Origin of the sequence: Pontibacter sp. MBLB2868 (assembly GCF_051904785.1) — a bacterium.
In the GTDB taxonomy this organism is placed as follows: Bacteria; Bacteroidota; Bacteroidia; order Cytophagales; family Hymenobacteraceae; genus Pontibacter.
The window spans coordinates 1,585,222-1,598,151 of sequence record NZ_CP196710.1; the positions used below are offsets into that span (position 1 = coordinate 1,585,222).

Annotated in this window: 12 protein-coding genes and 1 riboswitch; of the genes, 8 read left to right on the top strand and 4 right to left on the bottom strand. The window is 43.9% G+C overall.

Going from position 1 to position 12,930, the window contains the following annotated elements; all coding sequences use genetic code 11:
* Positions 1–84: 84 nt before the first annotated feature.
* From ACSX1A_RS06780 to ACSX1A_RS06790, 3 genes are read right to left on the bottom strand one after another with little or no spacing between them, the layout of a single operon-like run.
* Entirely contained in the window at positions 85–1,158 is a 1,074-nt protein-coding gene (locus ACSX1A_RS06780; RefSeq protein ID WP_439882863.1) for an alanine racemase, read from the bottom strand.
* Between the two features lie 3 nt (positions 1,159–1,161).
* Positions 1,162–1,614, bottom strand: a complete 453-nt coding sequence (locus ACSX1A_RS06785) for a GNAT family N-acetyltransferase (protein ID WP_439882864.1) — start codon at positions 1,612–1,614, stop codon at positions 1,162–1,164.
* Positions 1,554–3,296, bottom strand: a complete 1,743-nt coding sequence (locus tag ACSX1A_RS06790; protein ID WP_439882865.1) for a sodium:solute symporter family protein — start codon at positions 3,294–3,296, stop codon at positions 1,554–1,556. The genes ACSX1A_RS06785 and ACSX1A_RS06790 overlap by 61 nt, the downstream gene beginning before the upstream one ends.
* Before the next feature lie 405 nt (positions 3,297–3,701).
* Between ACSX1A_RS06790 and ACSX1A_RS06795 the strand changes: the two genes are divergently transcribed.
* From ACSX1A_RS06795 to ACSX1A_RS06805, 3 genes are all read left to right on the top strand, one after another.
* Entirely contained in the window at positions 3,702–3,929 is a 228-nt protein-coding gene (locus tag ACSX1A_RS06795; protein ID WP_439882866.1) for a hypothetical protein, read from the top strand.
* Between the two features lie 141 nt (positions 3,930–4,070).
* Positions 4,071–4,139: riboswitch (Fluoride riboswitch) on the top strand.
* A 132-nt stretch (positions 4,140–4,271) separates the two neighbouring features.
* Entirely contained in the window at positions 4,272–5,531 is a 1,260-nt protein-coding gene (locus ACSX1A_RS06800; RefSeq protein ID WP_439883541.1) for a voltage-gated chloride channel family protein, read from the top strand.
* 161 nt (positions 5,532–5,692) lie between these two features.
* Positions 5,693–6,949, top strand: a complete 1,257-nt coding sequence (locus ACSX1A_RS06805) for an aspartyl protease family protein (RefSeq protein WP_439882867.1) — start codon at positions 5,693–5,695, stop codon at positions 6,947–6,949.
* Positions 6,950–6,963: 14 nt separating this feature from the next.
* Here ACSX1A_RS06805 and ACSX1A_RS06810 read toward each other — a convergent pair whose 3' ends face one another.
* A complete protein-coding gene (locus ACSX1A_RS06810) occupies positions 6,964–7,254 on the bottom strand; it encodes a hypothetical protein (protein ID WP_439882868.1) in 291 nt (96 codons plus the stop codon).
* Positions 7,255–7,779: 525 nt separating this feature from the next.
* On the opposite strand from ACSX1A_RS06810, the gene ACSX1A_RS06815 reads away from it, so the two are divergent.
* From ACSX1A_RS06815 to ACSX1A_RS06835, 5 genes are all read left to right on the top strand, one after another.
* Positions 7,780–8,454, top strand: coding sequence for a GNAT family N-acetyltransferase (locus ACSX1A_RS06815; protein WP_439882869.1), 675 nt, complete (start codon positions 7,780–7,782; stop codon positions 8,452–8,454).
* A 22-nt stretch (positions 8,455–8,476) separates the two neighbouring features.
* Entirely contained in the window at positions 8,477–9,682 is a 1,206-nt protein-coding gene (locus tag ACSX1A_RS06820) for an argininosuccinate synthase (protein WP_439882870.1), read from the top strand.
* Positions 9,667–10,674 (top strand): N-acetyl-gamma-glutamyl-phosphate reductase, encoded by a 1,008-nt coding sequence (gene argC / locus ACSX1A_RS06825; RefSeq protein WP_439882871.1) that lies wholly within the window; start codon positions 9,667–9,669, stop codon positions 10,672–10,674. The genes ACSX1A_RS06820 and argC overlap by 16 nt, the downstream gene beginning before the upstream one ends.
* Positions 10,675–10,770: 96 nt before the next feature.
* Positions 10,771–11,925 carry an aspartate aminotransferase family protein gene (locus tag ACSX1A_RS06830; protein ID WP_439882872.1) on the top strand — a complete coding sequence of 385 codons (1,155 nt, stop codon included), beginning with the start codon at positions 10,771–10,773 and terminating at the stop codon, positions 11,923–11,925.
* Positions 11,925–12,884 (top strand): N-acetylornithine carbamoyltransferase, encoded by a 960-nt coding sequence (locus ACSX1A_RS06835; protein WP_439882873.1) that lies wholly within the window; start codon positions 11,925–11,927, stop codon positions 12,882–12,884. The genes ACSX1A_RS06830 and ACSX1A_RS06835 overlap by 1 nt, the downstream gene beginning before the upstream one ends.
* Positions 12,885–12,930: the final 46 nt, after the last annotated feature.

Consider the following 12,930-nt stretch of genomic DNA (forward strand, 5'->3'; position numbering starts at 1 on the left):
ACATAGTAATTTACATCATAGCGGATAAAAAATAAGCCCGTATACGAAGTCGTATACGGGCTTATTCTATCTTGTAAGATTAGTTTATTTAACGAGTTCCTTTGCTATGTAGCGTGAATTAAGGATGCTTAGGGCACCCATATAACGCATACCAAAACGAAGGGTATCGCCAACTTTATAATTGTTTTTGTTTTCCCCTAATTCCACAATAAGCATATCAGAACTTGCACCAATTACACTTATATCCTCATCTTTAGGTATTAAGAATTTAGGGTTGATATCGAGCAGGCCCACATCAAGTATGGCTCTGTGAGATGTTTTGCCGTAGAGGCTCTCATCGATCTCAAAGCTTTCACCACTTGGGTTTTCAGCAAGCATTCCGCTGGGTACCATTGGCTTTTCAGTTAGCTCAATTATTTCAGTATCAAGCTCGAAAACATCATCATACATCCCTTCAAAGGTTTCGCCTGTAAACAGGTTTAACCCAAAGAACAGCGCTTCCCCAATTCGGAAGTGGTTGATACCCTGCGGGAGCTGATGGTTGAATAACAAAGGTATGGTAACCGAAGTACCTCCGGATACCCAGGGGATCTTACGGTTGAACTTTGCCTCTATCACCTGCTTGTAAAGGCTAAGCTGAATAAGCTTATCGCGGGTTGGCATAACGCCATGAAGGCAATTGAAATTTGCTCCTAACCCGATAACCGAAATATTAGGAAGCTCAAAAACCTTGGCATAAAATGCTACCAGCTCATCACCCATAACCCCTTCACGCAGGTCACCCATTTCGATCATAATGATGATCTTGTGGAGTTTGTTTTGTCGTGCGGCTTCCTCAGATAAAAGCCTGATAATGTCTAACTCTGTCTGAAAGCTTACGTCAGCATACTTAATGATATCAGGTATACTCTTCTTAGGCGCTGGTTTAATATAAACAGTCTGAACATCGGGGGCTACTTTTTTGATAGCCTTCAGGTTTGTAACTCTTGAGTCGTGAATTTCTTTGGTGCCAAGAGCCAATACTTCTTTCAAGAACATTTCATTACCGCAGAGCAGTTTGGTTACAATGCCCCAATCAATGTCATGTTCTTTAAAAACCTTATCAAGGTGATTATAATTGTGTTGAAGTTTATGATGGTACAGCTTTAGAACAGCCATTTTTTATCTCTGTAGTCTATACTCTAAATATTTGTTAGTAAAGCCTAATTTCTCATATAAACGCCGGGCAGGGTTCTGAGGCTCTACATGTAGTGCAATACTGCCTTTTGAATTGTCAGCGGCTAGTTGTACAAGCTTTTTACCAACACCTTTGCCCCTCTGGCTGTTGTGCACAGCAACATATACAAGAATATTCTCTGGTATATACCCGCTCATGCCCGTATTGTTCATGATCAGGGCACCAACAACCTGGTTATTCTCCCGAGCCACAAGTACAGACCCGCCTTTTCCTTCAGCTTCTGAAAGGGCATAGTCCATGCATTTGGCTATATCTTCCCGCTGATCACCATACTCATCCAAATGCTTGAAAAGGAAATCAAGGACTTCATCTTTGTTTAGTTCTCTATGATCGGTTGGGGTGTAGACACTGTAGCTGACGTTGTTGTTCTCTGCCATTTTTTCGTTTTAGTTTTATCAGGGTATAAAAATGTTAACGTAATATAGATTAGTAAGGAAGCCGATAAGCCAAATAAATTAGGGTCCAGGTTATAAGGCAGCTGAAATGTGAGGTCCAGCCAGGGCATATGTACGATACTGTTAACAGAAAGTGTTTGCTCAATTAAAGTACGCAGTTCAAACTCATTCATACTCATCCAGGTAGAACTCATCTCACCCTGAAAATAAGGTTGTAGCCGGTTTGCAAGCTGCATAACGTCCATCTGAGGAACAGGGGCTGTTAGCGTACTGACCTGCAGCAGAACTGTTACCAAGCCTCCGGAGAGCATTGCCCAGAATGCAGCAAGACTGCTACGCCTTTTCCAGAACAAAGCACCCAATACAGGTATAAATAACCCGGACACCATAAAGGCATAAGAATAGAGCATCATGTCTAGCACGTTGGTCATCATTGTTGCAAGCCATAATGCCAGTACACCAACCAGCAAAGTCACCAGCTGTGATAGCCGCAGGGTAGAAGGGGCCTCAGGGTCAATTTTCCAGAAGTAACTGAGCACATCCGTAATAATATTTCCGGATGATGCCATCAGGCAGCTGTCTGCGGTAGAAAGGATGGCAGAGAAATATGCTGAGAGCATCAAACCCATTAAGCCAACGGGTAAGACAGTACGCAGGAGCATCGGAAGGCCTGTTTCGGGGTCTACGACAGCGCCGGCACCCAAGGCATCAAACATGCCCTGCTCAGCTGCCACACGAGCCAGAATACCTAAACTTACGCCCATGAAGGCCATGATGGGCCATTCGAATAAGCCGGCTATATACCAGGCACGTTTGGCTGTTTTCTCATCCCGGCAGGCATATATCCGCTGGTATAAGGTCATGCCAACAAACCAGATAGGTATAATAGTTATAGCCCAGTTCACGATCTGCTGCCAGGTAATATTGGTCAGGCTTAAAAACTCAGGGGGAAGGGAAGTACGGATGGCAGCCATACTTTTGGCTGATTGTGCGGCCAGGAAATCAAAATCTGTTAACTGCGAGAAATGGAGAACTCCCATACCGCCACCTACTGCCAGAAATGAAACCGGAATACCAATAAAGATCAAGCCTCCCATAAGAACGGCCCACTGAATGGTATCTGTGTAGATCACAGCTTTTAAGCCCCCCATTACAGTATATACTACTGCAATAACGCCCATGATCAATAGGGCCGTATTTATATCCAAATTAGTAAAAGTGCCGCTTGCCAGTTTTGCTCCTGCTAAGATCTGAGAGCTGGTAAACCCGGTGTACCCAATAGCCGATATGATACCGGCCAGTAAGGCGACCCTGGCGTTAAAATAGTAGCCGAAGATCTGAGGGAAGGTGAAGAACCTGGAGAAGGCAGGATTATTTTTAACTTTAGGTATCAGAAAAACTGCCGCTAGCCAGGCTCCGAATAAACCTGTAAAAAGCATCCAGGAGCCGGAGAGTCCCATGGTAAACCCCAGACCGCCGAGGCCAATAGAGAAACCTCCACCAACATCAGTTGCCACAACTGACAAGCCAATGTGTCCGCTGCTCATAGAGCGGCCTCCTACATAATAATCCTCAGCGCCTTGATTTTTTTTCAGAAAGTAGTATCCAACCCCGAGCATCGCAAGCATGTAGATCACGAAGATGGATAAGTCGATGTAGTGCATCTATTAGAAAAGTATAAGTTTATTGAAATGTGGTTTCTTAAACTATACTTAAAGATAGTCAAAAAATATGGCAAAAGCATTGTTTTAGGGCTAAAGCCGTGTTTGGGGTTCCTAAATAGCGATAACACAATACAAATTTTTGTACAAATATCATGTGTAAAGTACGGCTATGAAACAAGCTGCCTTTAGAAACAATTTTCTATGGATTATTAGATTTATTAAATTTCAGAAGGTCAGCTTAAAGACTATTTATGTAGGTGCTACTCCAAAGATTCTGATTAGCTTAATTGCTGGGTTTTACGCACTTGGAGTGCTGATACGGCAGACACTAATAAAAGGTTACATTATTTTGAATCTTTCTTTCTTTGCGCAGGTTAAATAATTATAATTAATACTCATTAACCTATGAGACAGCTGATGAACAACATGCAACCAAACACGGTAGTTGGTTTAAAGTCTACGGTAGAGATTACGCTTAAAGAGTTAGAAGCTCTTAAAAGTGTTGTAATGTTAGCAAAAGTAAGGTGCGACAGGGCCACCGCTGAGCCGGAGTTGCAAACAAGAAGTATAGAAATCAGAACTCTGGCTGAAAAGCTGCATAAATTTGGCCTTAGAAATATAGAAATCAAGTAGAAAAAGCCCTGTTATGCAGGGCTTTTTTTCTGCCTAATTGTGCTCGTTTGGCATAAAAAAGTCTCTTTCATTATTTTATAAAAGCTTATTAGCGGCTTTACTGGAAGTAAAATTTCATAATCTACTTCCATCCTTTAACTTTGTAGCTTTGGTGATGGGGTACCACCACGAACTGCCTGCCTGATCAGCGCTGATGACTCCTACTGTATGTGGCTGTTTTAACAAGCCACTTTGTATATTTGTCATCAGTATATTATGAAAAAAGCCCCTAACTCCCACACATCTTCTTATTACAAGCGTTTTTTGCGTGGCTTGCTTTCTGGCGGCGAGCAGGCAACTGCTATGCTCTACACGCTTAAATGGTTAGTTATATGCATCCTGGTTGGGGTTTTGGCTGGTAGTGCATCTGCATTTTTTTTGATTTCACTTGAATGGGTCACTAATTACCGCGAAGCACATACCTGGATCATCTGGCTCTTACCCCTGGGAGGTTTAGCCGTCGGTTTGCTATACCACTATTATGCTGGCAGAGCTGCAAAGGGCAATAATCTGTTACTTGAGGAGATCCATAAGCCGCGTGAGGTGATTCCCTTTAAAATGGCTCCGTTGGTTTTAATAGGTACGCTGGTCACACATTTATTTGGCGGGTCAGCCGGACGTGAGGGGACCGCAGTGCAAATTGGTGGTGCTATAGCAGATCAGTTCACAAGAATATTCCGTTTGCGCCCCCGCGATAGAAAAGTCCTGATCATTACGGGTATCAGCGCCGGATTTGCTTCGTTGTTTGGAACCCCGCTGGCCGGAGCTATCTTTGGACTAGAGGTATTCATACTGGGCAGGTTACGTTACGAGGCGTTGCTGCCAAGTTTTCTGGCTGCCGTTATTGCTGATTTTACCTGCCTGGCCTGGGGGGTAGGGCATACGCACTTTTCTATCTCATTCGTACCAGAGCTCACCATCGCAGGTTTGCTTTACACCTTAATTGCAGGTGCAGTATTTGGTATTGCAGGTATGGCCTTTTCGAGGTCTACCATGTTCTTTACCAATCAGTTTAAACAGCGCATCACTTACGCGCCATTCCGCCCCTTGCTTGGAGGAGCAGTAATCGCACTAATCGTCTGGTTAATGGGAACCACAAAATACATCGGCCTTGGCATACCCACTATTCTTACTGCTTTTGAAGCACCACTACCATGGTATGATTCTTTAGTGAAGATCGTTCTTACAGCGTTCACACTTGGGGCAGGCTTTAAAGGGGGAGAGGTAACTCCTCTTTTCTACGCAGGTGCAACGCTTGGAAATGCGCTGGCCCAGGTAGGTCCTTTGCCAATGGCACTTTTAGCAGGAATGGGTTTCGTCGCTGTTTTTTCAGGTGCAACAAATACCCCACTTACTTGTACAGTCATGGGCATTGAATTATTCGGTGCAGAAGGAAGTGTTTATATTGCTCTTGCCTGCGTGATCGCGTACTTGTTCTCAGGCCACTCAGGTATATATGGCTCTCAAATTATCGGTACCCCTAAACACATTTTCTACGGCCGTTTGAAAGGGCGCAATATTGCAACAATTGCCACCGAGCGCAGGAGAAAGAAAATAAAGTAAAACTGACTAACTGCAGGAGCGCACTAAAGAAACCATATAGTTTAGTGCACAACAGGGAATATAACTTATTATAGTTCAGCAAGTATATTAACTTCTTTTTGGGATTTTTTTCGTAGTATCATTGTTGATTTAAGTAACTCCAACTACAAAATCCCGAAGGTATGACAAGAGCTGTTTTCTTAACGCTGCTTTGTCTTTTCCTGTACCTGTTGCCCCAATTGGCAAGTGCACAAGAGCAGCAAAAATTTGCTAAAGATACTGTTTACTTTACTTCTAAGCGGAAGAAAGTAACGATCCCGTTTAAGTTGGTGCACAACCTTATTGTTATTCCCGTTCAGATCAATAATTCCACACCGCTAAATTTTATACTTGACTCAGGCGTAAAAAACACCTTAATAACCAGGCTTTATTATTCGGATTCGCTCAGCTTAAATTCGGCAGATAAAATAACGATTCAGGGGCTTGGGGAAGGCTATGAGGTAGAAGCTCTTTTCTCCAGCGGAAACCTGATGAAAATGCGTGGCATCCAGGGCGACAACCACCAGGTATATGTGTTAATGGAGGATGTTTTTGACCTTTCTACACGCATGGGAATGCCTGTGCATGGCATCATCGGATATGATATTTTTAAGAATTTTATTGTAAAAATTAACTATAGCACTAAACGGCTTACCCTCTACAGGCCTGATGTAGTATTAAGAAAAAAGAAGAAAGCTGAGGAATATCCCCTTTTCATAGAGAAGAACAAGGCCTATATCTATGCAAATGTAAATCAGGCTAATGGAGATACCGTAAAGGTGAAACTAGTGCTTGACACAGGTGCCAGCCATACGGTTTCGTTGTACCTGCCAACGGATAATAGACTAATGCTACCGCCTAAAGTGATGGAGGCATATCTGGGTAGGGGATTAAGCGGGGATATTCATGGTAAAATTGGTCGGCTCAATTCTTTCTCGATAGGTAAATATGAGATCGAAAACCTGCCTGCTACTTACCCTGACGAAGAAGCCATTAAACTGGCCATGAACATCTCAAACAGAAATGGCAACCTTGGTTCCGATATTTTAAACAGGTTTACCGTTATTTTTGATTATCCGCATAACCAACTGACGCTCATCCCAAACAGTAAGTTCAAGCAGCCATTCAACTATAATTTAGCCGGTTTTGAACTCTCAACCCCTTTACCGGGCACTAATATTTATATTATTGCTAATGTTACCGATGATTCTCCTGCTAAAGAACTTGGTCTTAAACCCGGCGATCAGTTGCTGCACATTAATGGCCACGACTGCAAGGATTTAAAGCTCACCGAAGTTCTTAATATGATTGATAGTAAACCAGGCAGGACCATTCACCTTAAACTGAAACGTGATACCGAGATCATAGATGTCAGCCTTGTACTACAGAGCAGAATTTAACGGATGCACACTTGTTAATGTACCGGAGTTCCTTGGCTCAGATCCAGGTACACCTGAAGTATAAGGAGTAGAACGGCTAACACCAGCAGTGCAATAGCAGCATAAGTTCTGGCTTTGGGGATAGGCTTGACATATGCATTCCCGTTACTGTCGGTACTTGTAAAGCGAAGATCAGAAAGTATGAGCCCATTACCAAAACTAAGCCAGATAGCAGCTGTGAGTGTTTCGTGGGTGATAAAAAGGCTTACTAAACCGATTGCTGAAAATAAGGCTCCGATTATAATGCGGATGGATAAGTTCTTCATGATATTCTAAAGATTACCTTGGCTGCTCTTTCTTTTTAAATAGGACTGCAAGTTAATACTTTTGTCAGAGATGCTGCTGCGGCTGATGTTTTTGAAACGTTAGCCATGAATAGTATAAATTTTCAATGTTTTTCACTTCTTTACTTGGAAATTAAAAAACAAATAAGAAAACTTTGCTTTGTAAACGGGGTATAAAACTAACAGCACCCGAATTATATTTAATAACGAAATGCAAAAAAAGTCGCTTTTATCATCAGTTATGATAAATCACGCTCCAGCCCTGGAGAGTGCGTCTTTTTCTATCCTTTTAAACAGGATAGTTTTTAGAGCCATTACATTAGTGGTCCGCTACAGGCCCTAGGCCGGCGTATTTACTGGTTACCTATGCGGTAATCTTCTTTCACCAATTTTCTGAACCCGATACAAAACATACATACCATGTGGTATGCAGATGGGTTTTCAGCATTTAATCAAGTTCAATTTACTAGCTCTGTGCTTTAACTGCACAGTGGAATTTTCCATAGGATGGATCAACCTGCATTCCTTGTTACGGTTGCTGATGGGCAACATATTATCCATGCACTGCAGATATGCAACGAAATGGAGTCTTCTGCAAAAGCGCGTGGTACCGGAATAGCCAAGCGCTCACCGGATTACATTGCGCAGAAGATGCTGGAGGGTAAAGCTGTTATCGCTTTGCACCCGAATGGTTCCTGGGCTGGCTTTTGCTACATCGAAACATGGAGCCATGGTAAGTATGTAGCTAATTCAGGCCTGATCGTTTCTCCGGAACTCCGTAAGAGCGGACTGGCACGGATGATCAAACAGAAGATATTCGAACTTTCCCGAACAAAATATCCGGGTGCCAAGATCTTCGGCTTGACGACAGCTTTGGCTGTGATGCGCATCAACTCGGGCCTCGGATACTCCCCGGTAACATATTCTGAACTAACCGATGATGAGGAGTTCTGGAAAGGTTGCCGCAGCTGTGTGAACTTTGAAATTCTGCAGAGTAAGAACCGAAGCAACTGCCTTTGCACAGCCATGCTATTCGACCCTGAAAAGGAAAAGACCTTCATTCCTTTACCTTTGGCAGCCGCACAGCAACCTGCCAAAAAAGCAACAGTTACGGACCGTTGGTTGCGTCATCGTACACGTCCCGGCGACGCTGCAGATAACGTGAACACCTTTCAAATTTGATCATTACAGAAGTATAAATAGAATGAAAAAAGTAGTCTTAGCATTTAGCGGCGGGTTAGACACCTCTTATTGTGCCATTTACCTTGCCCAGGATCTTGGCCTGGAAGTATACTCAGCTATTGTTGATACTGGTGGCTTTTCGGATGAGGAGCTAAAGGAAATAGAGCGCCGTGCTTATGCCATGGGTGTAAAACAGCACATACACTTAAACGAGACGCAGCGCTTTTACAAGAGTTGTATCCGTTACCTGGTATTTGGGAATGTGCTTAAAAACAACGTGTATCCTTTAAGTGTTAGCGCAGAACGTGTTACCCAGGCTATTGCTATTGCTAATTATGCCAAATCTATTGGTGCCGATTACGTGGCTCATGGTAGTACCGGTGCCGGAAACGATCAGGTAAGATTTGATATGGTGTTTCAGGCGCTTATCCCTGAAGTAGAAATTATTACTCCAATCCGTGACAAAAGGCTTTCGAGGGATGAAGAAATTACCTATTTGAAGGCTCACGGCGTGGAAATGGACTTCCAAAAAGCACAATACTCTATTAATAAAGGCATTTGGGGCACATCTATTGGTGGCAAGGAAACCCTTACTTCCAACCTGCCATTGCCGGAGGAGGCATATCCTACGCAGCTAACCAAACAGGAGCCGGAGCGGGTAAGTCTTCACTTTAAAAAGGGAGAACTGACTGGAATAAATGACATCGAGTTTGAAAATCCTGTGCTTGCTATACAGCACCTGCAGGCCTTAGCGGCCCCATATGCCATTGGACGCGATATACACGTAGGAGATACTATAATTGGCATTAAAGGACGTGTAGGGTTTGAGGCTGCGGCGCCACTTATAATCATTAAAGCACATCATACCCTAGAAAAGCATGTCCTTACCAAATGGCAGCTTTATTGGAAAGACCAATTATCTGCCTGGTATGGCAACTGGTTACACGAAGGTCAGTTGCTGGACCCGACCATGCGCGATATAGAGGCATTCCTGGAACATACACAAGAAAATGTTACCGGTAAAGTGTCTGTATTACTTGCCCCTTACCGTTTCCAGGTGGAGGGTATAGAAAGCGCGCATGACCTGATGAGCGATAAGTTTGGCAGTTACGGTGAAATGAACCGCGCCTGGACATCCGATGATGTGAAAGGCTTTGCCAAGATCTTTGGCAACCAGACCAAGCTATATCATAGCGTAAACAGTGAACCAGTATGGATAACGGAATAATGATTAAAGCAGGTATTGTAGGTGGAGCAGGATATACAGGCGGAGAGCTGATTCGCCTACTCCTGAACCACCCGCAGGTTGACCTGGTATTTGCGCAAAGCAAAAGCCAGGCAGGAAAGCCTGTGTATAGCGTGCACCAGGACCTGATCGGTGAAACAGGACTGCTATTTTCAGATGCTGCAACCGAAGAGGTTGACGTGATCTTTCTTTGTGCAGGGCATGGAGCCGCCCAAGAATTTTTAACTGGTGCAGCTGTAAGCCTGTCAACCAAAATAATTGATCTTAGCCAGGATTTCCGTTGGCAAGAGGATACAGAAGCAGGTGCTGTGGAGGCACATGACAGAGCTTTTGTTTATGGGCTTCCTGAGCTGCAACGCGAGGAAATAAAAGAAGCAGCTAGTATAGCTAACCCGGGTTGCTTTGCCACCGCTATTCAACTGGCATTACTTCCTTTGGCCGATCAGAATTTACTGACTTCCGAAGTGCATGTAAGTGGCATTACAGGTAGTACAGGTGCAGGGCAAAGTCTCAGCCCAACTTCACATTTTAGCTGGAGAAACGGCAATGTGTCGAACTACAAGGTTCTTGAACACCAGCATTTAAATGAGATCAGACGCACATTGAGCAGCCTTCAGGAAAAAGAGCTGCCTCCAATCCATTTCGTACCCTATCGTGGTCCTTTTACCAGGGGGATATTATGTACTGCGTACCTAAATTTTGACCTTGAGTTAGCTGAAGCGTTGCAATTGTACAAAAGTTATTTCAGGAGCCATCCGTTCATTACTATCACAGATACAACTCCGGACCTGAAACAGGTGATAAATACCAATAAATGCCTGCTTCACCTGACCATGCAGGGTAATCAGTTGATCATCACCAGTGTTATCGATAACCTGTTAAAAGGGGCATCAGGCCAGGCCCTGCAGAACATGAACCTAATGTACGGTTTAGGTGAAACTACCGGCCTGAAACTGAAAGCAAGTGCTTTTTAGATGCTTATTAAGAGTATTATAACTATAAAATCCTTACGATCATGTACGTAAAGTACTTCATCTATTGTCTTACTTCTTACATCTAATTCTCCGAATATGAACCTGTTCGATGTATATCCGCTTTTTGATATCACACCTGTAAAAGCACAGGGTGCATACGTTTGGGATGACAAAGGTAAAAAATACCTTGATCTCTATGGAGGTCATGCTGTTATCTCTATTGGCCACAGCCACCCGCATTATGTTAAAAGAATTGCCCGTCAGCTCTACGACATTGGCTTCTATTCCAATTCTGTACAAATGCCCTTGCAGCAGCAGCTTGCCGATAAGCTCGGCTTACTAAGCGGCTACGATGATTATAACCTCTTTCTTTGTAATTCAGGTGCCGAGGCAAATGAAAATGCGCTAAAAGTAGCTTCCTTCCATACCGGCCGCAAAAAAGTTATCGCCTTCAAAGGTGGTTTTCATGGCCGTACATCCGCTGCCGTAGCTGCCACAGACGATCCCAAAATTCAGGCGCCTATCAACGAAACAGATAATGTTATCTTCCTGCCGCTAAACGACCTGGCCGCTTTTGCAGAGGCATTGATAACACACGAAGAAGAGTTGGCTGCCGTAATTGTGGAAGGTATACAGGGTGTAGGTGGTGTACATATACCCAACTCAAACTTTCTGAAAGCAGTTGCTGCAGGTTGTAAAAAAGCCGGGGCCTTGTTGATATTGGATGAAGTACAATCTGGTTACGGACGTACAGGTAAGTTTTTTGCCCATCAGTACGCAGATATTACCCCTGATCTGATCACGATGGCAAAAGGGATGGGTAATGGATTTCCTGTAGCGGGTGTACTCATAAACCCGCATCTAAAAGCTAAACATGGCATGCTGGGCACAACCTTCGGCGGTAATTACCTGGCCTGTGTAGCTGCTTTGGCGGTACTGGAAGTAATGGAAGAAGAAGACCTTATGCTAAATGCACAGCGTATGGGCAAGCGATTAATTGACAGCCTGCTGACATTGCCGGGTATTAAGGAAGTACGCGGACAGGGCCTGATGATCGGTGTGGAACTGGATCAGCCATGTGCCTCTATCCGAAAAGAACTCCTCAACGATTATGGCATTTTCACAGGTGCATCTTCAGACAAAAACACGCTTCGCCTATTGCCGCCGCTTTGCATTGGAGCGCGCGAAGTAGAAAAATTCCTGGAGGCTTTCGAGTCAATTCTTTTAAAAGTAGAGCTACAAACGATCTAATGAAGCAATTTACATCAGTACAGGATGTTGCCAACTTACAGGAGTTGGTGAATGAAGCGCTGCAACTGAAGCAGAACCCTTACAAGCACAAGCAGTTAGGAGAAAATAAAACATTAGGATTAATCTTCCTGAACCCGAGCCTGCGTACCCGCTTAAGCACGCAAAAAGCTGCCATAAACCTGGGCATGAACGTGATGGTCATGAACCTTGACAAGGAAGGATGGGCATTGGAAACACAGGAAGGAGCCATCATGAACGGTACCACCGTTGAGCATATAAAAGAGGCTGCCGCCGTGATGGGCCAATATTGCGATATACTCGGTATCCGTTCTTTCCCTAAGTTGCAGAACAGAGAAGAAGATTATAGCGAGGAGTTGCTCCAGCAATTTATTAAATATAGCAAGATACCGGTAGTGAGCCTGGAATCAGCAACGCGTCACCCACTACAAAGCCTGGCAGACCTTATCACTATAACAGAAAATAAAACAGCCGGCAAAAAGCCTAAAGTTGTCCTGACATGGGCGCCCCATATCAAGCCTATTCCGCAGTGTGTTGCCAACTCATTTGCTGAATGGATGCGTAAGGCTGATGTAGAGCTCGTAATTACGCACCCTGAAGGCTATGAATTGTCAGATGAGTTTACAGCGGGCGCAACAGTAACTACCAACCAGCAGGAAGCCCTGGAAGATGCAGATTTTGTGTATGTAAAAAACTGGTCGAGCTACAATGACTACGGCCAGGTATTGACAGAAGGTGAAGGCTGGATGCTAACGGAAGAAAAACTGCAGCGCAGCAACAATGCAAAAGTAATGCACTGCCTGCCTGTGCGCCGCAATGTAGAGCTCAGTGATGAGATACTGGACGGTTCTAATTCATTGGTCCTGGAACAGGCCAACAACAGGACGTTTGCAGCCCAGGCAGTATTAAAGAGAATGCTGGAGAGTTTAGATCAGGCTTAAGTTTGACGTAGCATCTTGACTAACCCCAATGATCATATTAAAGAAG

Bases quoted from the DNA above. Each gene is read 5' to 3' on its own strand.
- ACSX1A_RS06800 (WP_439883541.1), top strand. From the start codon at position 4,272: ATGCTCTACACGCTTAAATGGTTAGTTATATGCATCCTGGTTGGGGTT.
- ACSX1A_RS06835 (WP_439882873.1), top strand. From the start codon at position 11,925: ATGAAGCAATTTACATCAGTACAGGATGTTGCCAACTTACAGGAGTTG.
- ACSX1A_RS06795 (WP_439882866.1), top strand. From the start codon at position 3,702: ATGAGACAGCTGATGAACAACATGCAACCAAACACGGTAGTTGGTTTA.
- ACSX1A_RS06820 (WP_439882870.1), top strand. From the start codon at position 8,477: ATGAAAAAAGTAGTCTTAGCATTTAGCGGCGGGTTAGACACCTCTTAT.
- ACSX1A_RS06830 (WP_439882872.1), top strand. From the start codon at position 10,771: ATGAACCTGTTCGATGTATATCCGCTTTTTGATATCACACCTGTAAAA.
- ACSX1A_RS06815 (WP_439882869.1), top strand. From the start codon at position 7,780: ATGGATCAACCTGCATTCCTTGTTACGGTTGCTGATGGGCAACATATT.
- ACSX1A_RS06790 (WP_439882865.1), bottom strand. From the start codon at position 3,296: ATGCACTACATCGACTTATCCATCTTCGTGATCTACATGCTTGCGATG.
- ACSX1A_RS06810 (WP_439882868.1), bottom strand. From the start codon at position 7,254: ATGAAGAACTTATCCATCCGCATTATAATCGGAGCCTTATTTTCAGCA.
- argC (WP_439882871.1), top strand. From the start codon at position 9,667: ATGGATAACGGAATAATGATTAAAGCAGGTATTGTAGGTGGAGCAGGA.
- ACSX1A_RS06780 (WP_439882863.1), bottom strand. From the start codon at position 1,158: ATGGCTGTTCTAAAGCTGTACCATCATAAACTTCAACACAATTATAAT.
- ACSX1A_RS06805 (WP_439882867.1), top strand. From the start codon at position 5,693: ATGACAAGAGCTGTTTTCTTAACGCTGCTTTGTCTTTTCCTGTACCTG.
- ACSX1A_RS06785 (WP_439882864.1), bottom strand. From the start codon at position 1,614: ATGGCAGAGAACAACAACGTCAGCTACAGTGTCTACACCCCAACCGAT.